The sequence below is a fragment of the Enterobacter sp. RHBSTW-00901 genome (assembly GCF_014103115.1).
Classification (GTDB): domain Bacteria; phylum Pseudomonadota; class Gammaproteobacteria; order Enterobacterales; family Enterobacteriaceae; genus Enterobacter; species Enterobacter cloacae_P.
Genome location: NZ_JABXPB010000001.1, coordinates 1,070,373 through 1,095,570 on the forward strand (window position 1 = coordinate 1,070,373; position 25,198 = coordinate 1,095,570).

Sequence of the window (25,198 nt, forward strand, 5' to 3'; positions counted from 1 at the left end):
TCTATGTTGCTACAGAGCCCTTAATGTTTCAACGAGTAGTAGATCTTTTCTGCCAGCCCTTGCGAAATACCCGGCACTTTTGCAATTTCGTCCACGCTGGCGTTGAGTAATCCTTGCAATCCGCCCATATATTTCAGCAGCATCTGGCGGCGTTTTGGCCCAACGCCTTCAATCGTCTCCAGCGTACTGGTATTTTTTACTTTCGCCCGTTTTTTGCGGTGCCCGCTAATCGCATGATCGTGTGATTCATCACGAATGTGCTGAATCACATGCAGCGCGGGGGAATCCGGCGGCAGGCTAAAGCCCTCACCTTCCGGTTCGAAGAACAATGTCTCCAGCCCGGCTTTACGATCTGCCCCTTTCGCCACCCCGAGCAACAACGGATGGTTTTTATCCCAGACCACATCCAGCGATTCAAACACCGCTTTAGCCTGCCCCAACTGCCCTTTCCCACCGTCGATAAGAATGACATCCGGGATTTTGCTCTCTTCGATGGCTTTACCATAGCGGCGACGCAGCACCTGGTTCATTGCCGCATAATCATCGCCCGGCGTGATCCCCATAATGTTATAGCGACGATACTCGGCACGCAGCGGACCATTCGCATCAAACACCACGCAGGAAGCCACGGTCTGTTCGCCCATCGTGTGGCTGATGTCGAAACATTCCATGCGTTTGACGGCCGGCAGTTTCAGGAGCGTTGCCAGGGCGGTTAACCGCTGGCTGACCGTCGATTGCTGGGAAAGTTTGGTGGTAAGTGCTGTCGCCGCGTTGGTGCGCGCCAGTTTCAGGTAACGCGCACGGTCGCCCCGCGGTTTGGTTTGTACGTTAACCCGACGGCCAGCCAGTTCAGACAGCGAATCGGCCAGCAAGGTTTTGTCATCGAGATTAAAATCAAGCAGGATCTCCGACGGCAGCGTGCGCATCTGGCTTCCCTGCAGGTAGAACTGACCGACAAAGGTTTCGACCACTTCACCCAGCTCGGTACCGCCAGGGACTTTCGGGAAATAGCTGCGGCTGCCAAGTACTTTGCCCTGGCGAATAAACAGCACATGCACGCAGGCCAGCCCGGCGTCAAAGGCAACGCCAATAACGTCGAGATCGTCGCCGGTATTCGACACGAACTGTTTCTCGGTCACCCTGCGTACTGCCTGGATTTGGTCGCGTATACGCGCGGCCTCTTCAAATTCCAGCGCCGCGCTGGCTTTCTCCATACGGGCGATCAGTTGGGTCAATACCTGGTCATCTTTTCCGGCTAAAAACAGACGCACATATTCAACCTGTTGCGCGTACTCTTCTTCGCTCACCAGACCGGCAACGCACGGCCCCAGGCAGCGACCAATCTGGTACTGCAGGCACGGGCGGGAGCGGTTACGGTAGACGCTGTTTTCACACTGGCGAACCGGAAAGATTTTTTGCAGCAGCGCCAAAGTTTCACGCACCGCATAACCGTTAGGAAACGGTCCGAAATACTCTCCCTTTGCATGTTTTGCACCACGGTGCATGGCGAGCCGGGGGTGAGTATCACCGCTCAGGAAGATAAACGGGTAGGACTTATCATCGCGCAGCAGGACGTTATAGCGCGGCTGATACAGCTTAATATAGTTATGCTCAAGCAGCAGCGCTTCTGTCTCCGTATGCGTAACGGTGACATCAATAGTCTGGATGAGTGCGACCAGCGCTTCGGTCTTACGGGAGGCAAGGTTGCTGCGGAAATAACTGGAAAGGCGTTTTTTGAGATCTTTCGCCTTCCCCACGTAGATAACCGTACCGCCAGCGTCATACATGCGATAGACGCCTGGCTGGCTGGTGACGGTTTTCAGAAATGCTTTTGAATCGAACACATCACTCACTGACTTATTAACGTCTCCGCATTGCACAGACCATGACGAATGGCCAGATGAGTCAGTTCGACGTCGCCGTGGATGTTCAGTTTACTGAACATACGATAACGATAGCTGTTCACCGTTTTGGGGCTGAGATTCAGTTGTTCTGAGATCTCATTCACCTTCTGACCTTTGGTGATCATCAGCATAATCTGCAATTCGCGCTCAGACAAACTGGCAAACGGTGATTCCGTTTTCTCCGGTTCAATCTGGCTCAGCGCCATTTGTTGAGCAATGTCGGAAGCAATATAACGCTGCCCGGCAAACACAGAACGGATAGCATTGACCACTTCCTGTGGTGCCGCACCTTTACTCAGGTAACCGGCTGCTCCCGCCTGCATAACTTTCGCGGGCAGTGGGTTTTCAGTATGCACGGTCAGCATGATGACTTTGGTATCAACAAACGTGCGGGCGATTTTACGCGTTGCTTCAAGCCCACCAATACCGGGCATGTTCATATCCATCAGCACAACGTCTGCCGAGTTAGCACGACACCACTTCACCGCGTCTTCGCCACAGCACGCCTCACCGGCAACTTTGATACCCTTTATGTCTTCAAGAATGCGTCGTATCCCTGCGCGCACCAGTTCGTGGTCATCAACAAGAAGGACGTTGATCAAAGGAAATGTCTCCAGAATAGGGATAACGCTACTGACTGCTAATTTGGTTTATATTAACGGTTTTCACCGCAAGATTAAAACGCTAAAAACCCGACGCTTCGATTTTGCTCTCGTTTTTGGAAATTAGCCTGTACAGAGGGTGGAAAGAAAACCCGCACAGCCAGCGCTTTTGCAGCTATTTTTAAGCATCTGCATTCAAAACGTTACAAAAAACCGCTGGCATCATCAGCAAAAAGAACAACTCTCAACTTTTTGTAACAATAATTAACGACAAGCGAACCGGTGATAAACAATTAATAGCTGATAAACAGTTGTTCACTTTACTCCGCTGCCATGTTTACGCAAATAAACACCTGACGGGAAAGTACAAAAAACAACCGCTGCATTTTTTGGTTCAGCTTGTGGTATACTCCGCCGCCTTAACTTTCATCGTCGCGCTCAAGCGCTGTTTAATAATGAGGAAAATAAATGAGCACACCTGATTTTGCCACTGCAGAGAATAACCAGGAACTGGCACAGGAAGTAAACTGCCTGAAAGCACTGCTGACGCTCATGCTGCAGGCTATGGGCCAGGCTGATGCTGGTCGTGTGATCATTAAGATGGAAAAACAAATCGCGCAGATGGAAGGCCAGGCTGAATCCGCGGTATTTGCCAATACCGTTAAGCAAATTAAACAAGCTTACCGTCAGTGAAAAAAAACGGCTGGATGCGATGCATTCAGCCGTTATTTCGTCTGGCACGCAGAACATTTTGTCTAATCAGATCAATCCCGTCGCCGCTGCATAACAGGCTATCTGCGTCTTGTTTGGCGCATTGAATTTCTTCTGCATATTCTTTTGATGGAAGTTAACCGTATTCTCAGAGATTGAGAGAATGATTGCTATCTCTGCAGAGGTTTTCCCTTCTGCGGTCCATTTCAGAATTTCCCGCTCACGTTTGCTGAACCTCATTTCAGGCGGCATCACCATTTCATGTTCAAAACGAAGCAGAGACGTTAAGGCCATTTGCACCAGCATTTGCAGCCGCAACTCTATTTCTTCGTTGGCTAACGAATTTGCCAGTACACTCGTACGAGAAACCGACAGAAAGCCAAGTGCATGATTAGGCAGCATCAGGCACTGTGTTATTCCCTTACGTAAACCGTGATCGCGCGCACCGTCCCATAATTCCTGGGCATCTGCGAATAATTCATCAGTCCAGGGTAAATGCCCCTGAATGAAATTCTCCGGCTTCAGTACCGGATCGATGGAAAAATAATTCTCTGACTGATATTGCGCCATCCATTGTTGCGGATAACTGGAATGTACTGAAATCCTGGGGCGCGTAAATGGCACGGGGTGGCGCACGCAGAGAGCGAAATAATCAAACTCGAGTGCCTGCGTTTGCAGCTGGAGTTCCTGATATACCTCGTCGGCACAGGTCAACGCCTGAAACCGGAGGAAGCATTCCCGTCGCCAGTTGAAAAAGTCTGAATCCCTCATACTTAGTGAATAAAACCTCTGATAAAGATAATCATTATTATGGTGAATATAACCTAACACATAAAACTTCTTTCTTACTACGAAATATCGGCATTATTACAATTAACTTTAGTTTTAATGCGGTTTAACCGAAGTTAGCGGAATTAAAAAACAGAAGAAGAGACATAACAGGAGAATAATTTGCTCCAGAAAACAAACCTGGAGCAAATTAACGTAAAAATGCTACTGCATGAGGAATTTTTCAAGGAACTGACGGGTTCGCGGCTGCTGTGGGTTTGCAAATAAACGCTTCGCTGGCCCCTGCTCCACAATCCGTCCTTGATCCATGAAAATAGCCCGGTCTGCAACATCACGGGCAAAGCTCATTTCGTGGGTTACGATAACCATCGTGCGCTTTTCCTGCGCCAGCTGGCGGATAGTATTCAGCACCTCGCCCACCAGTTCTGGATCAAGCGCCGAGGTTGGTTCATCGAACAGGATCACATCAGGGCGCATCGCCAGCGCACGGGCTATCGCCACGCGTTGTTGCTGCCCCCCAGACAGACGGCGCGGATAGCTGGTTTCTTTACCCACCAGCCCTACCTTAGCAAGCAGTTCGCGCGCTCGCGCCGTTGCTTCGTCTTTAGGCTCACCTTTCACGATAACCGGCCCCTCAATAATGTTCTCCAGCACCGTCCGGTGCGGGAACAGATTGAAGTTCTGAAAAACGAAGCCAACGTGCTGACGCAGACGACGGATTAACCCCTTCTGCTGGTTGATAGACTTACCGGTATCAATAGTGATATCCCCCACCCGAATCGTTCCGCCCTCAGGCTGTTCAAGCAGGTTGATGCTGCGCAGCAGCGTCGTTTTTCCTGAGCCGCTTGGCCCAATAATCGCCACCACTTCGCCCTGCTCAACCTCAAGATCGATTCCGTGGAGCACCGTTTGCCCGTGGAACTTTTTCACCAGGTTTTTAACGTCGATAGCACTCATTTCGGATCACGCTCCTGGCGGTTAAGCTGGTTTTCAAAGTAGTTTTGCAACGCAGACAGCACCGTCGCCATCACCCAGTAAATCAGCGAGGCCGCCAGATACATGGTGAACACTTCAAGCGTGCGCGAAGTGATAAGCTGCGCCTGACGGAACAACTCTGGTACCTGGATCGTTGCCGCCAGCGAGGTGTCTTTCACCAGGCTAATAAAACTGTTGCTGAGCGGAGGCAAGGCCACGCGCGCCGCCTGTGGCAGGATTGCCCGACGCAACGTTTGCCACGGTGTCATACCGATACTGGCCGCAGCTTCCCATTGCCCTTTATCAATAGACGAGATGGCCGCCCGCAGGGTTTCCGAGGTGTACGCCGCGGTATTCAGCGACAGCCCAATCATTGCCGCCGGGATCGGATCAAGCTCAATACCAAACTGCGGTAAACCGTAGTAGATCATAAAGAGTTGAGCGATGAGCGGCGTACCGCGAAACACAGAGATATAAAAACGCGCCAGCCAGCGTACCGGCCAGACGGGCGACATACGCATTAAGGCCAACACAAACCCGAGCACCAGACCGAAGAACATCCCGCCGATACTGAGCTGTAACGTAAACACCACCCCCTTGAGCAGGAACGGTAGCGAATCAATAACCAGTTGAATACTTTCTTGCATTATTATTTTTCGACCTGACTTTTAAACGTGAGGATGGTAGGCAAACAGCGCAGGTGCCCCGCCGGTGTGAACAAACAAAATCGGCCCTTCATCCTTAAAGCGTTTCTGCGCGATACCGTCAATAAGACCCGCCATCGCCTTGCCGGTATAGACCGGATCAAGCAGGATCCCTTCGAGGCGCGCCAGCAATTTCACGGCTTCCATCCCCTCTTCATTTGGCGTGCCATAGCCCGGTGCAAAATAGTCATCCCAGAGTACAATATCCGCCTTCGCCTTCGCCTTCAGCTCCAGCTGCTCTGCCACCGCCTGCTGTAAAGTCACCACTTTCGGCTTCTGCTCCGCAACGCTGCGGGATACCGTCACGCCAATAAGCTCCACATCCGGCAGTAGTTGTTCCAGGCCGACAGCCAGCCCCGCGTGTGTACCCGCACTGCCAGAAGCGACGACCACGGAGGACAAACTAACAGCACCTTCGCATTGCTGGGCAATTTCCAGCGCACTTTCCACATACCCCATCGCCCCCAGCGCATTCGAGCCGCCCACAGGAATGACATACGGACGGAACCCCTGCGCTTCCAGCCGCGTGGCCAGCTCCCCGAGCTGTGCAGCCGGGTCAGTCAGAGCATCAACCATTTCGACCTGTACATTAAACAGATCCAGCAGCAGGCGGTTGCCGTTGGTCAGGTAATTTTCCGCGCGCGTGCCGATCGGGTTTTCCAGCAGCGCCACGCAGTGCAGCCCGAGTTTTGCCGCAACTGCAGCCGTCTGACGAACGTGGTTAGACTGGATTGCTCCTGCGGTGATCAGCGTATCCGCACCTTCACGCAGCGCATCGGCCGCGAGGAACTCCAGTTTGCGCAGCTTGTTACCGCCCATCGCCATTGGCGTCACATCATCACGCTTAATAAAAATATCGCGTCCTAAATAATCAGAAAACCGCGGTAAGTACTCCAGCGGCGTCGGTGCACCGATAAACTCCAGACGGGGAAAACGCGTTAAATTCTGTAGTGACATGGATCCTCCGGTAACGCTGTTTTTATGTAATATTTTTATTATGCACGTTGTCGTGCCAGAAATAAAAAAGGCGCTTTTAAAAGCGCCTTTTTTTATCGTCAGAGACTTATTTAGTCACGTCAGCCCCGAACCACTTCTCAGAGAGTGCCTTCAGGCTGCCGTCTTTTTGCATATCCGCAATGGCGGCATCAATGGCTTTCACCAGATCTTCGTTACCTTTACGCACTGCAACACCCGACTCCTGGCGAGAGAACGCATCACCAGCCACCGCCAGGGTATTGTTCGTTTTCTTCACCAGATCCAGCGCGGCCAGACGGTCAACCAGAATGGCGTCGATACGGCCAACACGGAGATCCTGGTACTTCGTCGGGTCATCATCATAGGTGCGGATATCCACACCCTGAACGTTCTGGCGCAGCCACTCTTCGTAGTTCGTCCCCAGGCCGACGCCCACTTTCTTACCTTTCAGGTCAGCAGCGGACTTAATGGTGCCCTCGTTGCCTTTCTTCACCAGCGCCTGAATACCAGACACAGTGTACGGCGTAGAGAAATCATATTTCTTCTTACGCTCGTCAGAAATGGTCACCTGGTTGATCACCACATCAATACGTTTGGAATCCAGCGATGCCAGCATGCCGTCCCATTTAGTGGGTTTCAGGGATGCCTGCACGCCGAGATGTTTCGCCAGTTCCTGTGCAAATTCCACTTCGAAACCGGTCAGTTTACCGTCATCACCCTGGAAGCTGAACGGAGGATAGGTTCCTTCCAGCCCGACCAGCAATGTGCCGCGCTCTTTCACTTTATTCAGCAGGTTTTCTGCCGCGAACGTTTTCACGCTCATACCCGCGACCAGCGCAACGGCCATTACGCCCATCAGCGCCTGACGACCCAGAAGTGCTAATTTCATAAGTACCCCGATATAGTGGAATTTTTGAGTAGTGTAGTGAAATCGCCTGCAACGTCAAAGGCAACTGCGCTACATCTTATTCCTTTTTAATATATATCAGAAGTTGTTCCGGCGTGGACTTTCTGCTCTACAGCACCGGGCATTTGTACCTTATATTGTGCATACTTGCGCAGCGCAATACGGTAGTTGTTGGTGCTGGTTGCAGGCAACCACGGCTCCAGATTCTCATCCAGATACCCAGTTTTAAGCAGATCGCGAGAAATGTTTTGTACGGTCAGATGCTGGCCAAGACGACGCAGGCGAACCACATATTCGCGTACAGTGCCATGACTCATCTCCGTTTGTTCAAACAGGAATTGTTTAAAGCCGATGATATCGAAGAAATCGCTTTGTTCTTTGCAGTGAAGATCGCCACAGAAACGGCAAAGCGCCACCCACTCTTTTTGCTCTTCGAGCCATGCGGCTTCATCCATCAACGTGTCGAGACGAGAAATCGCAATTTTATTAACGATTTCACCGCGACGAACCAGCGTGATACGATCGAGTAACTTGTTACAGTGGGCGCAATGCGTCTGGCTGTGTTTAAAGTCTTTCAGGTAGCGGCTTAAAGGCCGTCTTTTAGATTGCTGCACCGTCATGATAACTCCTGGTTGTCAATACGTTGTGCGGCATTTTTCAGATGAATCAATCACCTATAACTTACCCAGTTTCGTCCGTAAGCGTTTAATGGCCTGACTGTGCAGCTGGCTCACCCGCGATTCACCCACTTCCAGAACAGCGCCAATCTCTTTGAGGTTAAGCTCTTCCTGGTAATAGAGGGTCAACACCAGTTGTTCACGTTCGGGTAAAGCTTCAATCGCTTCCATGACGCGATGGCGTAGATTACCTTCCAGTAAATGGTGTAACGGGTTTTCTTGCTGATGCTCATCCGTCACCAGCTCGATGCTATCGCCATGCTCTTCACGCCACTCGTCATAAGAGAAGAGTTGGCTATTATTGGTGTCGAGCAACATCTGACGATACTCTTCAACAGCAATGCCAAGACGTTCCGCTACTTCAGTTTCCGTCGCGTTACGTCCCAGTTCCTGTTCCAGCTGCCCCATCGCATGCGCCACTTCGCGCGCGTTGCGGCGAACGCTGCGCGGCACCCAGTCGCGGCTGCGCAGCTCGTCCAGCATCGCACCACGAATACGCTGAACTGCGTAAGTAGTAAATGCCGTTCCTTGCAGAGCGTCGTATCGGTCAACTGCATTCAATAACCCGATACCGCCCGCCTGTAGCAGATCGTCCAGTTCCACGCTCGCCGGCAAACGCACCTGGAGGCGCAATGCTTCGTGACGCACCAGCGGGACATAACGCTGCCACAGCGAGTGTTTATCCATTACACCTTCAGCGGTATAGAGTGAATTCACGATAAACAGCCCTGCGTTAATTGAGTTATCGGCATGATTATCCGATTCTGCAGGGGTTTTAATTGGGTGAATAGTGGGTGAAATGAGGGGTTATTTAGGGGTTACGGGCAAATTTTAGCGGAAAAAAACCCCGCCGAAGCGGGGTTTGAGCTTATTCAGGCAATTAGCCCTGCAGCAGAGACAGAACCTGCTGAGGAACCTGGTTAGCTTTAGACAGCACGGAGTTACCCGCCTGCTGAACGATCTGCGCTTTAGACATGTTGGACACTTCGGTCGCATAGTCGGCGTCCTGAATACGGGACTGAGCAGAAGACAGGTTAGTGGTGGTGTTGTTCAGGTTGGTTACAGCAGAGCTCAGACGGTTCTGTACCGCACCCAGAGAAGAACGCAGTTTATCTACAGAAGCGATAGCTTTGTCCAGCAGAGCCAGTGGGTTCTGAGTCGCAGTACCTTTCAGTTCTGCCGTTGCAGTTGCACCGCTCAGCTGCAGAGTACCGGTAGCTACGCCAGTCGTTGGAGCTGCTGCCGCGCTGTTCACCAGAACGTCAACACCGGTAGTACCAGCCTGATAGTTTTTACCCTGGATGGTGACGAAACCTACAGCTGCGCCGTTAGCATCAGAGGTCACTTTGATCAGCTGACCGTTCTGCACCGCGCCAGTAACACCGTTTGCAGAGTCATCATAAGTGACTTTAGTGGTGTTCAGGTTAACATTACCAGTAGCCTTGTCGATAGATACAGCGTAGTTATCGCTGCCAGAGCTCACTACAAATGTACCGGTACCTGCACCAGCGTTGTTCTGAACTTCGTGCAGGCTCAGGCTGCTTGCGTTCACGCCCAGAGTAGTAGCAACGGTGCTCAGGTTAACGTTCAGAGACGCTGCACTGGTATCACCGATCTGAGTAATAGAATCGCTCAGTTTCAGGGAGTTCTGAGATACAGAGAAACCGCCCAGGCCCAGAGTAGAAGAGTCGATCTTCTGCAGGTCGATGTTGATGGTCTGGCCATCGTTCGCGCCAACCTGAATCGCCATAGAGCCGTTTTTAGCCAGTACGTTCACGCCGTTGAACTGAGTCTGACCAGATACACGGTCAATTTCAGACAGACGGGATTTGATTTCGTCCTGGATTGAAGTCAGGTCAGAAGCGGAGTTAGTACCGGTAGTTGCCTGAACGCTCAGTTCACGAACACGCTGCAAGTTGTTGTTGATTTCAGACAGTGCGCCTTCAGTGGTCTGCGCCAGAGAGATACCGTCGTTTGCGTTACGTGCAGCCTGAGTCAGACCCTTGATGTTAGACGTGAAGCGGTTGGCAATCGCCTGGCCCGCAGCATCATCTTTTGCGCTGTTGATGCGCAGACCGGAAGACAGACGCTCGATAGAAGAAGACAGAGCAGACTGGTTCTTGTTGATGTTGTTCTGAGTGATCAGCGAGAGGCTGTTGGTATTAATGACTTGTGCCATGATTACGTTTCCTGTTGTTCATCAAATCTGTTTGGTTAGATTTGGGTTTCCACCCTTCGGCTTCATCGCCGTCAAAGGTGTTATCGTCTGCCCCAAAACAACCTTTAGATTTTTTTTCAGGATCTCGATAATTTTTTTAGCCACGGAAATACTCTTCTCTATATGCCTTATTCCTGCCATTAGAAAAAAGAAATTAATCGTAAACTTTCCCCTGTTGAGGCCGATAACCCCATTATTCGTTCTACGTGTCGATACATTAAGGAATAAATATGGCAAGTATTTCATCATTGGGAATCGGTTCGGGCCTAAAGTTAGCGGACATTCTGGATAGCCTGACGACTGCGGAAAAAGCACAGTTGACGCCGATCTCCAAACAGCAGACCTCCTATACCGCCAAGCTCAGCGCCTACGGCACGTTAAATAGTTCGCTGGCAGCGTTTCAGACGGCCAACACCGCGCTAAATAACGCCGACCTGTTTACCGCGACCAGCACGGCAAGCAGCACCACCGCGTTTAGTGCAACCACAACCGGGAGTGCGATCGCCGGGAAATACACCATCAGCGTGTCACAGCTGGCACAGGCGCAGACGCTGACCACGAAAAATACCCGGGCAGATAACACAACCGCTATCGCTTCGGCTGACAGCACAATCACCTTTACCGCCGGTAATGGTAAACCGCCGGTAAGCATCGGCATCAGCGCAGCAAACTCATCGTTAACCGGTATCCGCGATGCGATCAACAAAGCTGAAGCGGGTGTGAGCGCCAGTATTATCAACGTTGGCAATGGTCAGTACCGTCTGTCCATTACCTCAACCAATACCGGTTCTGCAAATGCCGTTAGCATTGGCGTAAGTGGTGACAGTGCCCTGCAGTCCTTCATGGGTTACAACGGTACCAATACCGACGCCAGCAACGGTATGAGCGAAAGCGTGACCGCGCAAAACGCAAAACTGAAGGTTAACAACGTTGATATCGAAAACAGCAGCAACACTATCAGTGATGCGCTGGAAGATATCACCCTGAACCTGAACGATGTGACGAGTGGTAACCAGACGCTGACGATCAGCAAGGATACGTCTAAAGCATCAACCACGATTAAAGCATGGGTTGATGCCTACAACACCCTGCAGGACAGCTTTGCCGCGCTGACCAAATATACGGCAGTGGATGTAGGTTCCACGCAGGATGCCAACAACGGTGCTCTGCTGGGTGACAGCACGCTGCGTACGATTCAGACCCAGTTGAAAACCATGCTGAGCACCTCAGTAGGTGGAACGGCCTATAAAACGCTGTCGCAGGTGGGCATTACCTCCGATCCGTCTACCGGTAAGCTGCAGCTGGACAACACCAAGCTGCAAACTGCGCTGACCAATAACTCGCAGGCTGTGAAAGACCTGGTGGTGGGTGACGGTAAAACCACCGGTATCACTACCAACATGGCGACTCACATGACTGACTGGCTGTCCAGCAAAGGCATTATTCAGACAGCAAAAGATGGTGTCAGCAAAACGCTAAACAAGCTGACGGATCAGTACAACGCCGTGAGCGATCGCATCGATGCGACAGTTGCACAGTATAAAGCCCAGTTTACCCAACTGGACATCATGATGACCTCGCTGAACAACACCAGCAGCTACCTGACGCAGCAGTTTGATACCAGCTCGTCAAGCAAGTAGTAAACGCTAACCAGACCCGAGGGGGATAACATGTACGGCGCAAAAGGCACGCAAGCCTACGCAAAAATAGAAGTTGAAAGCGCGGTGATGAGCGCCAGCCAGCATCAGCTGGTTATCATGCTATTTGATGGAGCCCTCAGCGCGCTGGTACGCGCGCGTCTGTTTCTGCAGGACGGCAACATCCCGGCAAAAGGGCTGGCGCTTTCAAAAGCCATCAACATTATCGAAAACGGGCTCAAAATCGGCCTGGTTGAAGGGAATGGTGATGAGCTGACACAAAATCTGATTGCCCTTTATGCCTATATGGTAAGACGACTCCTGCATGCCAACGTGAATAATGATGCCAGCGCCATCGAAGAGGTGGAAATCTTGCTGCGCAATATCGCTGACGGCTGGAAGGAGGTTGCCGGTTCGCCACAACTGATTCAGGACGCCGTCTAATGAGTAATGCACCGCAACTTTATTCTCTCTATCAACAACTCCTTGAGCAGAGCCAGTTGATGCTGCGACTTGCTCGTCAGGGGTTATGGGATGATCTCATCACCTGTGAAACCGATTATGTTAATGCGGTGCACTCTCTGGCCAGACTCACTCAGGAAACCGCCCCTTCCGCACAATTGCAGGAGCAGCTTCGTCCGACGCTACGGGTGATTCTGGATAATGAAAGTCAGGTTAAAACGTTGCTGCAAGCCAGAATGGATGAGCTGGCAAAGCTGGTGGGTCAATCCTCCATGCAAAAAACCGTTCTGTCGACCTACAGCAACCAGGGCGGTCACGTTCTGGTTCCGCAAGGTAATCCTGAAGTCAGTTAGCCACTTTACTGGCGAACGAACTCCTCTCGCGTCGTTCGCCAGGCATTTATTCCCCCGCTACGCCATACTTGAGTTTCGCGACCTCATGGAGATGGTGCATGCGCAATCCCACCTTACTGCAATGCTTTCACTGGTATTACCCCGCTGGCGGTGAACTGTGGCGGGAAATTACGGCCCTGGCCCCTAATCTTAATGAAATTGGGGTCAATATGATCTGGTTACCCCCGGCGTATAAAGGCGCATCAGGCGGGTATTCGGTTGGATACGACTCTTACGATCTTTTCGACCTGGGTGAATTCGACCAGAAAGGCAGCATCGCGACAAAATACGGTGATAAACCCCAGCTTCTGGAAGCCCTCGACGCCTTAAAGAGCAATCAAATCGCCGTGCTGCTTGATGTGGTGGTGAACCACAAAATGGGGGCAGATGAAAAAGAGTCCATCCGCGTGCAGCGTGTGAACGAGCAGGATCGTACGCAAATCGATGATGACGTTATCGAATGCGAGGCCTGGACGCGCTACACCTTCCCTGCCCGCGCCGGGCAATATTCACAGTTTATCTGGGATTTTAAATGCTTCAGCGGTATCGACCACATCGAAAACCCCACTGAAGACAACATCTTTAAAATCGTCAACGACTACACTGGCGAAGGCTGGAATGACCAGGTCGATGATGAAATGGGTAATTTTGATTATCTGATGGGCGAAAATATCGATTTTCGCAATCACGCCGTTACGGAGGAATTAAAATACTGGGCGCGCTGGGTGATGGCGCAAACACAGTGCGACGGCTTTCGTCTGGATGCGGTAAAACACATTCCAGCCTGGTTTTATAAGGAGTGGATTGAACACGTTCAGGAGGTTGCCAGTAAGCCGCTGTTTATCGTGGCCGAATACTGGTCGCATGAAGTCGATAAACTGCAGAATTACATCAACCAGGTCGACGGAAAAACAATGCTGTTCGACGCCCCTCTGCAGATGAAATTTCATGAAGCTTCGCGCCAGGGGCGAAACTATGACATGAGCCAGATCTTCACCGGCACGCTGGTGGAAGCCGATCCGTTTCATGCGGTGACGCTGGTTGCCAACCACGACACCCAGCCTTTGCAGGCGCTGGAAGCGCCGGTTGAAGCCTGGTTTAAACCGCTGGCGTATGCGCTGATCCTGCTGCGGGAAAACGGTGTGCCGAGCGTGTTTTATCCGGATCTGTTCGGCGCACGCTATGACGATACCGGGGGCGACGGTAAAACGTATCACATTGATATGCCGGTTATTGAACAGCTTCACGAGCTGATTCTGGCGCGCCAGCGCTTTGCCCACGGCGTTCAGACGCTGTTTTTTGACCATCCTAACTGTATCGCCTTTAGCCGCAGCGGCACCGAGGACGATCCCGGTTGTGTGGTGGTGCTTTCCAATGGTGATGATGGTGAGAAGGTCATTTGTCTCGGGGAAAACTACGGCAACAGAACGTGGCGTGATTTTCTGGGCAATTGCGAAGAAAGCGTCATAACAGCGGCGGACGGTGAAGGTACGTTTACCTGCAAAGGTGGAAGTGTGAGCGTGTGGGTAATGGAGGATGTGCTGTAGCGCTGGAAAAAGTACAACCTGATGCCCTCACCCCGTCCCTCTCCCACAAGGAGAGGACGAAAACACAAAAAACGGCAACAAGGTTGCCGTTTTGCTTTTACCCTCAGGGCAGCTTACTCTCCAGCGGGTTTTTGCTCAGATAATCTGCGCATTCCACCGTTGGGCGGTCAACCTTCTGCAACACCATACCATCATACTCAAGCGTCAGGCCATCACGCGCCAGCGGGTAGATATCCAGCTTGCGGGTCACGTTATAATAGTTTTCTGAACGCAGCATAATTTTACCCGGCACGGCCAATACGCGCTGCCACTGACGGCAATCCAGCGTATCGCCCTCCTCCGTCACCACCAGCGTGGCAATCGCCTCCGGGCTGACCATGTTGCTCTGCGGCCCTTTTGACTGCCAATATCCCGCCAGATGCGCCGGAACAGGATGTTTTATCACGTCCTGATAGTTATCAACCTGAGCGCACCCGGTCAGTGCCAGCAGCGCACCCATAATTGCTATTTTTTTCATCATCTTTCCTGCATGCGAAGAAAAAAATATTGTGGCATTAAAGCGCGGAAGCCGCCAGAAGAAGATATGAAGCGCCTACACCTGCATGGACATGATGTCCTGATACGCAGACACCAGCTTATTACGCACCTGGATCCCCATTTGCAGGGAGACCGATGCTTTTTGCAAATCGGTCATCACATCGTTTAGCGCCACGCCCGGCTCACCGAGGGTGAACTTTTCCGCCTGCGTACGCGCAGCGGTCTGGGTATCGCTGATACGGTCAAGAGCGGCGTGCAGTTGCCCCGCAAAGCTGATGGCCGGCTGTTCTGCTGCCACGTTCTGATTACGGGCCGTCATCGCCGTTGCCTGCAACTGACTGATTACCCCTTCAATGCCCTGTATAGCCATGACTCTCCCCTGGATGGTTTTTTACGCGGTCAAGACTAACAGCTTGTCAATAAGATAATGGCGGTAAATAACGTGAAAAAACCAGGTTATTTGACGCATAGAAAATCCCGAATCATCAAATAATGGCAGGGCCATCAATATGGAACTTTTGTCGTGTTTGCCGACCCGGGAGTCAGTTTTGTTTCTCTACACGAATAACGTAAACCACCAGGATTTAAGAGGTGCGCAATGACTGCAACAGCATCAACAGCGCCACAAAATAAATCACTCGAGTGGATGAACCGCCTTCGCGCGAACCCTAAAATCCCGTTGATCGTGGCAGGCGCTGCCGCAATTGCGATCCTTGTAGCGATGGTCTTGTGGGCAAAAAGCCCTGATTACCGCACGCTCTATAGCAACCTTTCCGATCAGGATGGCGGTGCCATCGTCACCCAGCTTACCCAGATGAACATCCCTTATCGCTTTGCCGATAACGGCGGTGCGCTTGAAGTGCCCGCGGATAAGGTACATGAGCTGCGTCTGCGTCTGGCTCAGCAAGGTCTGCCGAAGGGGGGTGCGGTCGGTTTTGAACTGCTGGATCAGGAAAAATTCGGTATCAGTCAGTTCAGCGAGCAGGTGAATTACCAGCGCGCGCTGGAAGGTGAACTGGCCCGTACGATTGAAACCTTAGGCCCGGTGAAGAGTGCCCGCGTGCATCTGGCCATGCCTAAACCGTCTCTGTTTGTTCGTGAGCAAAAATCCCCGTCGGCTTCCGTTACCGTTAACCTTGAACCTGGCCGCGCGCTGGATGAAGGGCAAATCAGCGCCGTGACGCATCTGGTGTCCAGCGCCGTTGCAGGCTTACCGCCGGGTAACGTGACGCTGGTCGATCAGAGCGGCCATTTGCTGACCCAGTCCAATACCGCGGGTCGCGATCTGAACGATGCTCAGCTGAAATACGCAGCCGATGTGGAAAACCGCCTCCAGCGCCGTATTGAAGCGATCCTTGGCCCGGTTGTGGGTAACAGCAATGTGCATGCGCAGGTGACCGCGCAAATTGACTTCGCTAATAAAGAACAAACTGAAGAACAATACAGCCCGAACGGTGAACCGTCTCAGGCCGTCATGCGTTCTCGCCAGATCAACTCGAACGAGCAGGTCGGTGGCCCTTACCCTGGCGGTGTGCCGGGTGCGCTGTCGAACCAACCGGCTCCGGCTAACGCTGCCCCTATTTCTACTCCTCCGGCAAACCAGCAGAACGGACAGCAAAATAATCAGCAGACGACCTCTACGGCAAGCAGCAATGCAGGCCCGCATACCAGCAGCCGTAACGAAACCACCAACTATGAAGTTGACCGTACTATCCGCCACACCAAACTGAACGTGGGCGATATTCAGCGTCTTTCTGTTGCCGTGGTCGTGAACTACAAAACGCTGCCGGACGGTAAATCGCTGCCGCTGACGGCCGAGCAGATGAAGCAGATCGAAAACCTGACCCGCGAAGCAATGGGTTACACGGAAAAACGTGGCGATACCCTCAACGTGGTGAACTCACCGTTCAACTCCGTTGATGAAACGGGTGGCGAGCTGCCGTTCTGGAAACAGCAGGCGTTTATTGATCAACTGATGTCCGCTGGTCGCTGGCTGCTGGTTCTGATTGTCGCGTGGCTGCTGTGGCGTAAGGGCGTTCGTCCGCAGCTCCAGCGTCGTGCTGAAGCCGAGAAAGCCGCTCTGGAGCAGATGAATTCGCGTCAGGAAGTGGAAGAAGCGGTTGAAGTCCGTCTGAGTAAAGACGAACAAACGCAGCAGCGTCGTGCTAACCAGCGCATGGGTGCCGAGGTGATGAGCCAGCGCATTCGCGAAATGTCAGATAACGATCCGCGCGTCGTCGCGCTGGTCATCCGTCAGTGGATGGGTAACGAACATGAGTAACACGCTTACAGGCACCGATAAAAGCGTCATCCTGCTGATGACCATTGGTGAAGACCGTGCGGCAGAGGTGTTTAAACACCTCTCCCAACGAGAAGTACAAATTCTCAGTGCGGCAATGGCAAACGTCCGCCAGATCTCCAACAAGCAGCTCACCGAAGTGCTGGCGGAGTTTGAGCAGGAAGCGGAACAGTTCGCGGCGCTGAACGTCAACGCCAACGACTACCTGCGTTCGGTGCTGGTGAAAGCGCTGGGCGAAGAGCGTGCCGCCAGCCTGCTGGAAGATATTCTGGAGACGCGCGATACCGCCAGCGGTATCGAAACGCTCAACTTTATGGAGCCGCAGAGTGCCGCCGACCTTATTCGCGACGAGCACCCGCAGATTATTGCCACCATTCTGGTTCACCTCAAACGTGGCCAGGCAGCCGATATTCTGGCACTGTTCGACGAGCGTCTGCGTCACGACGTCATGCTGCGTATCGCCACCTTCGGTGGTGTTCAGCCTGCCGCGCTGGCGGAGCTGACCGAAGTGCTGAACAACCTGCTCGATGGCCAGAACCTCAAACGCAGCAAAATGGGCGGCGTGAGAACGGCAGCAGAAATCATCAACCTGATGAAAACACAGCAGGAAGAAGCGGTTATTACTGCAGTTCGCGAGTTCGACGGCGAACTGGCACAGAAAATTATCGACGAGATGTTCCTGTTCGAAAACCTGGTCGAAGTGGACGATCGCAGCATCCAGCGCCTGCTCCAGGAAGTGGACTCCGAATCGCTGCTTATCGCCCTCAAAGGTGCCGAACAGCCGCTGCGCGAGAAGTTCCTGCGCAACATGTCCCAGCGTGCGGCAGATATCCTGCGCGACGACCTGGCCAACCGTGGCCCGGTGCGTTTGTCTCAGGTGGAAAACGAACAGAAAGCCATCCTGCTTATTGTTCGTCGTCTGGCGGAAACCGGCGAGATGGTGATTGGCAGCGGAGACGACACCTATGTCTAATGAGCTGCCGTGGACACGCTGGACGCCTGACGATCTGGCACCTCCCCTCGCCGGGTTCACGCCCGCCGTGATGTTGCCTGAGGAAGGCGACACGGAAGCCGAGGTACCTGAACTTAGCGAAGAAGAGCAACGTGCCCAGATGCTGGCGCAAATGCAAATGCAGGCGCATGAACAGGGCTTCAACGCCGGTCTGAACGAAGGGCGACAGAAAGGCCAGGAGCAGGGTTACCAGGAAGGTCTGGCAAAAGGTCTGGAACAAGGCATTGAGCAAGCACGTCAGCAACAGGCCCCGCTTCATGCCCGTATGCAACAGCTGGTCAGCGAATTCCAGCATACGCTGGATGCGCTGGACAGCGTGATTGCGTCGCGCCTGATGCAGATGGCGCTTGAAGCCGCTCGCCAGGTGATTGGTCAGACGCCGACGGTAGATAACGCGGCACTCATCAAACAAATTCAGGGGCTGCTCCAGCAGGAGCCGCTATTTAGCGGAAAACCACAACTGCGCGTTCATCCGGACGATCTGCAGCGTGTGGAAGATAGCCTGGGTGCAACGCTGAGCCTGCACGGCTGGCGTCTGCGCGGCGATCCGTCATTACATCACGGTGGATGTAAAGTGTCTGCCGATGAAGGCGATCTGGATGCCAGCGTCGCCACCCGCTGGCAGGAACTGTGCCGCCTGGCCGCACCGGGAGTCGTCTGATGACTGCACGCCTCACGCGCTGGCTCAACACGCTCGATAACTTTGAAGCAAAGATGGCACAACTGCCGTCTGTTCGTCGTTACGGGCGCTTGACGCGCGCCACCGGTCTGGTGCTGGAAGCAACCGGTCTGCAACTTCCGCTGGGTGCGACCTGCGTGATTGAGCGCCAGGATGGGCAAGAAACGCGTGAAGTGGAAAGCGAAGTCGTCGGTTTTAACGGTCAGCGTCTGTTCCTGATGCCGCTTGAAGAAGTGGAAGGCATTCTGCCCGGCGCGCGCGTGTACGCCAAAAACATCAGCGGCGATGGCCTGCAAAGTGGTAAACAGCTGCCGCTTGGCCCTGCGCTGCTCGGCCGCGTACTGGACGGAAGCGGCAAGCCGCTCGATGGCCTGCCCTCACCCGATACGACTGAAACCGGCGCGCTAATCACCCAGCCGTTTAACCCCCTGCAGCGAACCCCTATCGAGCATGTTCTGGATACTGGCGTGCGCCCGATTAACGCCCTGCTGACGGTGGGCCGTGGGCAGCGTATGGGCCTGTTCGCCGGTTCCGGCGTGGGTAAATCGGTTCTGCTCGGCATGATGGCGCGTTATACCCAGGCTGACGTTATCGTCGTGGGCCTGATCGGTGAACGTGGCCGTGAAGTGAAAGACTTCATTGAAAACATTCTGGGTGCGGAAGGCCGTGCCCGCTCGGTGGTCATCGCCGCACCAGCGGATGTTTCACCGTTACTGCGTATGCAGGGTGCCGCATATGCCACCCGTATTGCAGAAGATTTTCGTGACCGTGGGCAGCACGTGCTGCTGATCATGGACTCCCTGACCCGTTACGCCATGGCGCAGCGTGAAATCGCGCTGGCGATAGGTGAGCCACCGGCCACCAAAGGCTACCCGCCTTCGGTATTTGCTAAGCTCCCGGCTCTGGTAGAACGTGCAGGGAACGGCATCAGCGGCGGTGGCTCAATCACTGCTTTTTATACGGTTCTGACCGAAGGCGATGACCAGCAAGACCCGATTGCCGACTCTGCGCGTGCGATCCTTGACGGTCACATTGTGTTATCCCGCCGTCTGGCCGAAGCCGGGCACTATCCGGCCATCGATATTGAAGCATCAATCAGCCGTGCAATGACGGCATTGATAACCGAGAAGCACTACGCCCGCGTGCGTAACTTCAAACAACTGCTCTCCAGCTTCCAGCGCAACCGCGATCTGGTGAGCGTGGGGGCGTATGCCAAAGGCAGCGACCCGATGCTCGACAAAGCGATTACCCTGTGGCCACAGCTGGAGGCGTTTTTGCAACAAGGTATTTTTGAACGCGCCGACTGGGAAGATTCGATACAGGCTCTGGAGCTGATTTTCCCGCAGGTGTAATACAGGTGGAGGGCGAAGGTCATGGCGCAAAATAGCGCGTTATCAACGCTAAAAGATCTGGCTGAAAAAGAAGTTGATGATGCCGCATTGCAGCTTGGCGCAATGCGACGCGGGTGCCAGCAGGCTGAAGAACAGTTGAAAATGTTAATCGACTATCAGCATGAATATCGCACCAACCTTAATACCGATATGACTCAGGGCATTGGAAGCCAGCGCTGGATTAACTATCAGCAGTTTATTCAGACGCTGGAAAAGGCGATTGAACAGCATCGCCAGCAGCTTCATCAATGGACCCAAAAAGTGGATACCGCGCTAACTTTCTGGCGCGAGAAAAAACAGCGACTGCAGGCCTGGCAGACCTTACAGGACAGGCAGGTTGCGGCAGCGACTCTGGCGGAAAACCGTCAGGATCAGAAAAAAATGGATGAGTTTGCCCAGCGCGCATCAATGAGGAAACCGGAATGATCACACTGCAACAACTGCTGATGACCGACAGCGGCCTGTCAGGCGACACGCAGACGGGGAAAGGCACCGACGGTGCGCAAGATTTTCTGTCTCTGCTGGCGGGAGCCTTGACCGATGCTACCGGTAAGGGCAAAGATGCGCCGCTGACCCTGGCTGATCTGAAAGCTGCCGGCAGCAAACTGTCAAAAGCCACGCAGGATGCCAAAGGCGAAACGACCCTGCAGGCAAAAATTGCCGATCTCCTTTCACGTCAGGCAACGGCGACCAGCGATGAGACGGCCGGGACAACCTCGCTGCAATCTCTCGTTTCCGGGTTGATGCCGGCATCAAACGCGGATGCCCTGAAGACGCTGGCCGCAGCCAATACAAAAGATGACAGCAAAAGCGAGTTGAGTGAAGACGAGCTGGCGGGATTAAGCGCGCTGATGGCAATGCTGCCGCACCAGCAGACCACCGCGCCGGTGGTGAGCCAGCCAACAAGCGCTGGCGGCATTGCCGCACAGTCGGCGTTGACCTCTGCCGCGCTCACGCAAAACAGTGCAGGTCAACAGCCCCTGAACAACTCGCTGGCGGGACATGACCATGATAAAGCACAACCTGCCGCGCAATATCAGGCACAAAACGCTGATTCTGCCCTGCCAGCTAGCGCGTCTGCAACGCCAGCCGTGGCCGCTTCAGCCGAGAAACAGGACATAGCCAGTTCCTCATCATCAACAACAACGCCGACCGCCACTCTGGCACCGATTGTCACCAGCCAGGCAACCTCTCAGCCTGCCGCTACCGTGGCCACCGCGCCAGTGTTAAGCCAGCCGCTGGGCACCAGCGAATGGCAACAAACGCTGAGCCAGCACATCACGCTGTTCACGAAACAGGGGCAACAAACAGCAGAACTGCGTCTGCACCCGGAAGATCTGGGCCAGGTGCAAATTTCGCTTAAACTGGATGATAACCAGGCGCAACTGCAGATGGTGTCTCCACATAGTCATGTGCGCGCGGCACTGGAAGCTGCACTGCCAACGCTGCGTACATCGCTTGCTGAAAACGGCATTCAGCTTTCGCAGAGCAGCGTCAGCAGTGAGAGCTTCAGCGGGCAGCAACAGTCGTCATCCCAGCAGCAACAGGCTTCGCGTTCTGGTCAGAATGGCGGTTTTAACGAAGAGAGTGATGAGTTATTACCCACTCCGGTGTCACTGCAATCCGCCGCGCGTGGAAACAGTGCCGTAGACATCTTCGCCTAAACGCCAGAGGTAGCGTGATTATCCCCGTCTTTTCCACGCTTTGACGTCCGCCGGACACGGGATAATCACCTTATTAAGCTGTACCGAAACAGGAAGCTCGTATCAGATGACTGACTCCGCTATCACCAAAAAAAGTAAGCGTTCCATCTGGATCCCGCTGCTGGTGTTGATCACGCTCGCCGCCTGCGCCACCGCGGGCTATAGTTACTGGCGTATGCAGCAGGAACCTACCACCGCTGCAGCCAAAGCTGAAGCACCCCCTCCGCCGGCTCCGGTGTTCTTCCCGCTGGATACCTTCACCGTCAACCTGGGTGATGCGGATCGTGTGCTTTATGTTGGCATTACGCTGCGTCTGAAAGACGAAGCCACGCGTTCTCGTCTGAACGATTACCTGCCTGAAGTCCGTAGCCGTTTGCTGCTGCTGTTCTCGCGTCAGGATGCGTCGACACTGGCCACAGCTGATGGTAAGCAAAAACTGGTCGATGAGATTAAGCAGACGCTGGCCACGCCGCTGGTAAACGGTCAACCTAAGCAGGAAGTCACTGACGTTCTGTACACAGCCTTCATTCTGCGGTAACGACATGGGCGACAGTATTCTTTCTCAGGCAGAAATCGATGCGCTGCTTAACGGCGACAACGATAAGAGTGATGATCCGCAACCGGGTTTAAGCGGTGACGATAATATTCGTCCCTATGACCCGAATACCCAGCGCCGCGTGGTACGTGAACGTCTGCAGGCGCTGGAGATCATCAACGAACGTTTTGCTCGTCAGTTCCGTATGGGGCTGTTTAACCTGCTGCGTCGTAGCCCGGATATCACCGTCGGTGCGATCCGCATTCAGCCTTATCATGAGTTTGCCCGCAACCTGCCGGTGCCGACCAACCTTAACCTGATCCATCTGAAACCGCTGCGCGGTACCGGGCTGGTGGTGTTTTCGCCAAGTCTGGTGTTCATTGCGGTAGATAACCTGTTTGGTGGCGATGGCCGTTTCCCGACCAAAGTGGAAGGACGCGAATTTACCCATACCGAGCAGCGCGTCATTAACCGCATGCTGAAGCTGGCGCTGGAATCTTACAGCGACGCGTGGAAAGCCATTAACCCGCTGGAAGTGGAGTACGTGCGTTCGGAAATGCAGGTGAAATTTACCAATATCACCACCTCCCCGAACGATATCGTCGTGAACACTCCGTTCCATGTGGAGATCGGTAACCTGACCGGCGAGTTCAACATCTGCCTGCCGTTCAGCATGATCGAGCCGCTGCGCGAGCTGCTGGTAAACCCACCGCTGGAAAACTCTCGCAACGAAGATCAGAACTGGCGTGAAAATCTGGTGCGTCAGGTTCAGCATTCACAGCTTGAGCTGGTGGCGAGCTTCGCCGATATCCCGCTGCGGTTATCCCAGATCCTGAAATTACAACCCGGCGATGTTCTGCCGATAGAAAAACCCGACCGCATTATTGCCCATGTGGATGGTGTCCCCGTGCTGACCAGTCAGTACGGCACGATTAACGGCCAGTATGCGTTACGCGTTGAGCACTTGATCAACCCGATTTTGAATTCGCTGAATGAGGAACAGCCCAAATGAGTGACATGAACAATCCGTCCGATGAAAACAGCGGAGCACTGGACGATCTGTGGGCTGACGCGTTAAACGAGCAAAAAACCACCCCGGCCAAAAGCGCGGCGGACGCGGTATTCCAGCAATTAGGCGGTGGCGACGTCAGCGGCACGCTGCAAGACATCGACCTGATCATGGATATCCCGGTTAAACTGACCGTTGAACTGGGTCGTACCCGTATGACCATTAAAGAGCTGCTGCGTCTGACGCAGGGTTCCGTGGTGGCTCTTGACGGACTGGCCGGTGAGCCACTGGATATTCTGATCAACGGTTATCTGATTGCTCAGGGTGAAGTCGTGGTTGTCGCCGATAAATACGGCGTGCGTATCACCGACATCATTACGCCATCTGAACGTATGCGTCGTCTGAGCCGTTAAGCATGAAAACCCAGGCAACACTATCGCAACCTTCCGCTGTCCCCGGCTCACCGCTGCTCCAGGTGAGCGGCGCGCTGTTCGGTATTATTGCCTTTATTCTTATCGCCGCATGGCTGGCAAAACGTTTTGGCCTGGCGGGTAAAACCGCCGGAGCACGCGGTATGAAGGTCAGCGCCAGCACGTCACTGGGGCCACGCGAGCGCGTGGTCATTGTGGATGTTGACGATGCGCGCCTGGTGTTGGGCGTGACCGCGTCAACCATCAACGTCTTACATAAACTGCCGCCTGCGCCCACCCCGGGTGACGAGAGCGCAGAATCCCCTGCGGATTTTCAGTCCGTCATGAAGAGTTTGCTTAAGCGTTCCGGGAGATCCTGATGCGCCGTTTGTTATCCCTTACGCTTGCGGGTCTTTGCCTGTTCGCTCCCGCCGTGTATGCGCAATTGCCGGGTCTGGTCTCTACCCCCATTGCCGGTGGCGGACAGAGCTGGTCGCTCCCGGTTCAGACGCTGGTCTTTATCACCTCGCTGACGTTTATTCCGGCGATCCTGCTGATGATGACCAGCTTCACCCGTATCATCATCGTGTTTGGCCTGCTGCGTAACGCGCTGGGCACGCCATCTGCTCCGCCGAACCAGGTGTTGCTGGGGCTCGCGCTGTTTCTGACCTTTTTCATTATGTCGCCGGTCATCGATAAGATTTACACCGACGCTTATCAGCCGTTCAGCGAAGATAAGATTTCCATGCAGGTCGCGCTGGAAAAAGGGGCCCAGCCTCTGCGCGAGTTTATGCTGCGCCAGACGCGAGAAGCGGATTTAGCCCTTTTTGCCCGTCTGTCTCACACCGGTGAGATGCAAGGCCCGGAAGCCGTGCCGATGCGCATTCTGCTGCCCGCGTATGTCACCAGTGAACTGAAAACCGCGTTCCAGATTGGCTTTACCATCTTTATTCCGTTCCTGATTATCGACCTGGTGATCGCCAGCGTCCTGATGGCACTCGGTATGATGATGGTTCCCCCCGCCACCATTGCTCTGCCCTTTAAGATCATGCTCTTTGTGCTGGTCGATGGCTGGCAACTGCTTGTCAGTTCGCTGGCGCAAAGTTTCTACAGTTGAGGAGCG

The 25,198-nt window shown here is 53.6% G+C and carries 29 protein-coding genes; 17 read left to right on the top strand and 12 right to left on the bottom strand.

The genetic code is table 11. From position 1 onward, the window contains the following. Nucleotides 1-20 precede the first annotated feature (20 nt). Both uvrC and uvrY read right to left on the bottom strand, forming a co-directional pair. Nucleotides 21-1,853, bottom strand: coding sequence for an excinuclease ABC subunit UvrC (uvrC, locus tag HV318_RS05270; protein WP_182271872.1), 1,833 nt, complete (start codon nt 1,851-1,853; stop codon nt 21-23). Then, nucleotides 1,850-2,506 carry a UvrY/SirA/GacA family response regulator transcription factor gene (uvrY, locus tag HV318_RS05275; protein WP_182271873.1) on the bottom strand — a complete coding sequence of 219 codons (657 nt, stop codon included), beginning with the start codon at nt 2,504-2,506 and terminating at the stop codon, nt 1,850-1,852. Before uvrY ends, uvrC begins: the two co-directional genes overlap by 4 nt. A 401-nt stretch (nt 2,507-2,907) precedes the next feature. On the opposite strand from uvrY, the gene HV318_RS24490 reads away from it, so the two are divergent. Beyond that, the gene (locus tag HV318_RS24490) at nt 2,908-2,988 is read left to right on the top strand and encodes a hypothetical protein (protein WP_419195719.1); all 81 of its coding nucleotides are present in this window, start codon (nt 2,908-2,910) and stop codon (nt 2,986-2,988) included. Next, the gene (locus HV318_RS05280) at nt 2,975-3,199 is read left to right on the top strand and encodes a DUF2594 family protein (RefSeq protein WP_182271874.1); all 225 of its coding nucleotides are present in this window, start codon (nt 2,975-2,977) and stop codon (nt 3,197-3,199) included. Before HV318_RS24490 ends, HV318_RS05280 begins: the two co-directional genes overlap by 14 nt. A gap of 66 nt (nt 3,200-3,265) precedes the next feature. Here HV318_RS05280 and sdiA read toward each other — a convergent pair whose 3' ends face one another. The 8 genes from sdiA to HV318_RS05320 form a co-directional block, all read right to left on the bottom strand. Beyond that, entirely contained in the window at nt 3,266-3,988 is a 723-nt protein-coding gene (gene sdiA / locus HV318_RS05285) for a quorum-sensing transcriptional regulator SdiA (RefSeq protein WP_182274535.1), read from the bottom strand. A gap of 222 nt (nt 3,989-4,210) precedes the next feature. After that, a complete protein-coding gene (gene tcyN / locus HV318_RS05290; RefSeq protein ID WP_182271875.1) occupies nt 4,211-4,963 on the bottom strand; it encodes an L-cystine ABC transporter ATP-binding protein TcyN in 753 nt (250 codons plus the stop codon). Continuing rightward, the gene (tcyL, locus tag HV318_RS05295) at nt 4,960-5,628 is read right to left on the bottom strand and encodes a cystine ABC transporter permease (protein ID WP_182271876.1); all 669 of its coding nucleotides are present in this window, start codon (nt 5,626-5,628) and stop codon (nt 4,960-4,962) included. The genes tcyN and tcyL overlap by 4 nt, the downstream gene beginning before the upstream one ends. 21 nt (nt 5,629-5,649) lie before the next feature. Then, complete coding sequence (gene dcyD, locus HV318_RS05300; protein WP_182271877.1) at nt 5,650-6,642, bottom strand: D-cysteine desulfhydrase; 993 nt, start codon at nt 6,640-6,642, stop codon at nt 5,650-5,652. Between the two features lie 106 nt (nt 6,643-6,748). Next, complete coding sequence (gene tcyJ, locus HV318_RS05305) at nt 6,749-7,549, bottom strand: cystine ABC transporter substrate-binding protein (RefSeq protein ID WP_182271878.1); 801 nt, start codon at nt 7,547-7,549, stop codon at nt 6,749-6,751. Nucleotides 7,550-7,635: 86 nt separating this feature from the next. Next, the gene (gene fliZ / locus HV318_RS05310) at nt 7,636-8,187 is read right to left on the bottom strand and encodes a flagella biosynthesis regulatory protein FliZ (protein WP_182271879.1); all 552 of its coding nucleotides are present in this window, start codon (nt 8,185-8,187) and stop codon (nt 7,636-7,638) included. A 54-nt stretch (nt 8,188-8,241) separates the two neighbouring features. Next, a complete protein-coding gene (locus tag HV318_RS05315; RefSeq protein ID WP_181619939.1) occupies nt 8,242-8,961 on the bottom strand; it encodes an RNA polymerase sigma factor FliA in 720 nt (239 codons plus the stop codon). Nucleotides 8,962-9,124: 163 nt separating this feature from the next. After that, on the bottom strand, nt 9,125-10,423 hold the full coding sequence (locus HV318_RS05320) for a FliC/FljB family flagellin (RefSeq protein WP_182271880.1): 1,299 nt from the start codon (nt 10,421-10,423) through the stop codon (nt 9,125-9,127). 269 nt (nt 10,424-10,692) lie between these two features. On the opposite strand from HV318_RS05320, the gene fliD reads away from it, so the two are divergent. From fliD to amyA, 4 genes are all read left to right on the top strand, one after another. Next, nucleotides 10,693-12,102 carry a flagellar filament capping protein FliD gene (fliD, locus tag HV318_RS05325; RefSeq protein ID WP_182271881.1) on the top strand — a complete coding sequence of 470 codons (1,410 nt, stop codon included), beginning with the start codon at nt 10,693-10,695 and terminating at the stop codon, nt 12,100-12,102. Nucleotides 12,103-12,132: 30 nt separating this feature from the next. After that, nucleotides 12,133-12,543, top strand: a complete 411-nt coding sequence (fliS, locus tag HV318_RS05330) for a flagellar export chaperone FliS (protein WP_182271882.1) — start codon at nt 12,133-12,135, stop codon at nt 12,541-12,543. Further along, the gene (fliT, locus tag HV318_RS05335) at nt 12,543-12,914 is read left to right on the top strand and encodes a flagella biosynthesis regulatory protein FliT (RefSeq protein WP_182271883.1); all 372 of its coding nucleotides are present in this window, start codon (nt 12,543-12,545) and stop codon (nt 12,912-12,914) included. The genes fliS and fliT overlap by 1 nt, the downstream gene beginning before the upstream one ends. 98 nt (nt 12,915-13,012) lie before the next feature. Next, the gene (gene amyA / locus HV318_RS05340) at nt 13,013-14,500 is read left to right on the top strand and encodes an alpha-amylase (RefSeq protein ID WP_182271884.1); all 1,488 of its coding nucleotides are present in this window, start codon (nt 13,013-13,015) and stop codon (nt 14,498-14,500) included. A gap of 103 nt (nt 14,501-14,603) precedes the next feature. Here amyA and yedD read toward each other — a convergent pair whose 3' ends face one another. Together yedD and fliE are read right to left on the bottom strand one after the other, a co-directional pair. After that, nucleotides 14,604-15,017: a lipoprotein YedD gene (gene yedD / locus HV318_RS05345; RefSeq protein WP_182274536.1), complete on the bottom strand. Its 414-nt coding sequence runs from the start codon at nt 15,015-15,017 to the stop codon at nt 14,604-14,606. A 75-nt stretch (nt 15,018-15,092) separates the two neighbouring features. After that, nucleotides 15,093-15,407, bottom strand: coding sequence for a flagellar hook-basal body complex protein FliE (gene fliE / locus HV318_RS05350; protein WP_182271885.1), 315 nt, complete (start codon nt 15,405-15,407; stop codon nt 15,093-15,095). A 228-nt stretch (nt 15,408-15,635) separates the two neighbouring features. Here fliE and fliF point away from each other — a divergent pair, with 228 nt between their 5' ends. From fliF to fliP, 11 genes are all read left to right on the top strand, one after another. Then, nucleotides 15,636-17,318, top strand: a complete 1,683-nt coding sequence (fliF, locus tag HV318_RS05355; protein WP_182271886.1) for a flagellar basal-body MS-ring/collar protein FliF — start codon at nt 15,636-15,638, stop codon at nt 17,316-17,318. Continuing rightward, nucleotides 17,311-18,309, top strand: a complete 999-nt coding sequence (fliG, locus tag HV318_RS05360) for a flagellar motor switch protein FliG (protein WP_182271887.1) — start codon at nt 17,311-17,313, stop codon at nt 18,307-18,309. The genes fliF and fliG overlap by 8 nt, the downstream gene beginning before the upstream one ends. Next, on the top strand, nt 18,302-19,009 hold the full coding sequence (gene fliH / locus HV318_RS05365; protein ID WP_182271888.1) for a flagellar assembly protein FliH: 708 nt from the start codon (nt 18,302-18,304) through the stop codon (nt 19,007-19,009). Before fliG ends, fliH begins: the two co-directional genes overlap by 8 nt. Then, nucleotides 19,009-20,379, top strand: a complete 1,371-nt coding sequence (gene fliI / locus HV318_RS05370; protein WP_182271889.1) for a flagellar protein export ATPase FliI — start codon at nt 19,009-19,011, stop codon at nt 20,377-20,379. Before fliH ends, fliI begins: the two co-directional genes overlap by 1 nt. A 21-nt stretch (nt 20,380-20,400) precedes the next feature. Continuing rightward, complete coding sequence (fliJ, locus tag HV318_RS05375; RefSeq protein ID WP_182271890.1) at nt 20,401-20,844, top strand: flagellar export protein FliJ; 444 nt, start codon at nt 20,401-20,403, stop codon at nt 20,842-20,844. Next, complete coding sequence (gene fliK, locus HV318_RS05380) at nt 20,841-22,082, top strand: flagellar hook length control protein FliK (protein ID WP_182271891.1); 1,242 nt, start codon at nt 20,841-20,843, stop codon at nt 22,080-22,082. The genes fliJ and fliK overlap by 4 nt, the downstream gene beginning before the upstream one ends. A 106-nt stretch (nt 22,083-22,188) precedes the next feature. Next, nucleotides 22,189-22,659: a flagellar basal body-associated protein FliL gene (gene fliL / locus HV318_RS05385; protein WP_182271892.1), complete on the top strand. Its 471-nt coding sequence runs from the start codon at nt 22,189-22,191 to the stop codon at nt 22,657-22,659. Between the two features lie 4 nt (nt 22,660-22,663). Further along, a complete protein-coding gene (fliM, locus tag HV318_RS05390) occupies nt 22,664-23,668 on the top strand; it encodes a flagellar motor switch protein FliM (protein WP_182271893.1) in 1,005 nt (334 codons plus the stop codon). After that, complete coding sequence (gene fliN / locus HV318_RS05395; protein WP_014170738.1) at nt 23,665-24,078, top strand: flagellar motor switch protein FliN; 414 nt, start codon at nt 23,665-23,667, stop codon at nt 24,076-24,078. Before fliM ends, fliN begins: the two co-directional genes overlap by 4 nt. 2 nt (nt 24,079-24,080) lie before the next feature. After that, complete coding sequence (gene fliO / locus HV318_RS05400; RefSeq protein WP_182271894.1) at nt 24,081-24,455, top strand: flagellar biosynthetic protein FliO; 375 nt, start codon at nt 24,081-24,083, stop codon at nt 24,453-24,455. After that, the gene (gene fliP, locus HV318_RS05405; RefSeq protein ID WP_182271895.1) at nt 24,455-25,192 is read left to right on the top strand and encodes a flagellar type III secretion system pore protein FliP; all 738 of its coding nucleotides are present in this window, start codon (nt 24,455-24,457) and stop codon (nt 25,190-25,192) included. Before fliO ends, fliP begins: the two co-directional genes overlap by 1 nt. Nucleotides 25,193-25,198 lie beyond the last annotated feature (6 nt).

Bases quoted from the DNA above. Each gene is read 5' to 3' on its own strand.
- sdiA (WP_182274535.1), bottom strand. From the start codon at position 3,988: ATGAGGGATTCAGACTTTTTCAACTGGCGACGGGAATGCTTCCTCCGG.
- tcyJ (WP_182271878.1), bottom strand. From the start codon at position 7,549: ATGAAATTAGCACTTCTGGGTCGTCAGGCGCTGATGGGCGTAATGGCC.
- yedD (WP_182274536.1), bottom strand. From the start codon at position 15,017: ATGAAAAAAATAGCAATTATGGGTGCGCTGCTGGCACTGACCGGGTGC.
- fliD (WP_182271881.1), top strand. From the start codon at position 10,693: ATGGCAAGTATTTCATCATTGGGAATCGGTTCGGGCCTAAAGTTAGCG.
- fliI (WP_182271889.1), top strand. From the start codon at position 19,009: ATGACTGCACGCCTCACGCGCTGGCTCAACACGCTCGATAACTTTGAA.
- HV318_RS05280 (WP_182271874.1), top strand. From the start codon at position 2,975: ATGAGCACACCTGATTTTGCCACTGCAGAGAATAACCAGGAACTGGCA.
- HV318_RS05320 (WP_182271880.1), bottom strand. From the start codon at position 10,423: ATGGCACAAGTCATTAATACCAACAGCCTCTCGCTGATCACTCAGAAC.
- dcyD (WP_182271877.1), bottom strand. From the start codon at position 6,642: ATGTCACTACAGAATTTAACGCGTTTTCCCCGTCTGGAGTTTATCGGT.
- fliN (WP_014170738.1), top strand. From the start codon at position 23,665: ATGAGTGACATGAACAATCCGTCCGATGAAAACAGCGGAGCACTGGAC.
- fliO (WP_182271894.1), top strand. From the start codon at position 24,081: ATGAAAACCCAGGCAACACTATCGCAACCTTCCGCTGTCCCCGGCTCA.
- fliF (WP_182271886.1), top strand. From the start codon at position 15,636: ATGACTGCAACAGCATCAACAGCGCCACAAAATAAATCACTCGAGTGG.
- fliS (WP_182271882.1), top strand. From the start codon at position 12,133: ATGTACGGCGCAAAAGGCACGCAAGCCTACGCAAAAATAGAAGTTGAA.
- amyA (WP_182271884.1), top strand. From the start codon at position 13,013: ATGCGCAATCCCACCTTACTGCAATGCTTTCACTGGTATTACCCCGCT.
- fliK (WP_182271891.1), top strand. From the start codon at position 20,841: ATGATCACACTGCAACAACTGCTGATGACCGACAGCGGCCTGTCAGGC.
- fliT (WP_182271883.1), top strand. From the start codon at position 12,543: ATGAGTAATGCACCGCAACTTTATTCTCTCTATCAACAACTCCTTGAG.
- fliM (WP_182271893.1), top strand. From the start codon at position 22,664: ATGGGCGACAGTATTCTTTCTCAGGCAGAAATCGATGCGCTGCTTAAC.
- tcyL (WP_182271876.1), bottom strand. From the start codon at position 5,628: ATGCAAGAAAGTATTCAACTGGTTATTGATTCGCTACCGTTCCTGCTC.
- fliG (WP_182271887.1), top strand. From the start codon at position 17,311: ATGAGTAACACGCTTACAGGCACCGATAAAAGCGTCATCCTGCTGATG.
- fliH (WP_182271888.1), top strand. From the start codon at position 18,302: ATGTCTAATGAGCTGCCGTGGACACGCTGGACGCCTGACGATCTGGCA.
- fliE (WP_182271885.1), bottom strand. From the start codon at position 15,407: ATGGCTATACAGGGCATTGAAGGGGTAATCAGTCAGTTGCAGGCAACG.
- fliZ (WP_182271879.1), bottom strand. From the start codon at position 8,187: ATGACGGTGCAGCAATCTAAAAGACGGCCTTTAAGCCGCTACCTGAAA.
- fliL (WP_182271892.1), top strand. From the start codon at position 22,189: ATGACTGACTCCGCTATCACCAAAAAAAGTAAGCGTTCCATCTGGATC.
- fliP (WP_182271895.1), top strand. From the start codon at position 24,455: ATGCGCCGTTTGTTATCCCTTACGCTTGCGGGTCTTTGCCTGTTCGCT.
- tcyN (WP_182271875.1), bottom strand. From the start codon at position 4,963: ATGAGTGCTATCGACGTTAAAAACCTGGTGAAAAAGTTCCACGGGCAA.
- fliJ (WP_182271890.1), top strand. From the start codon at position 20,401: ATGGCGCAAAATAGCGCGTTATCAACGCTAAAAGATCTGGCTGAAAAA.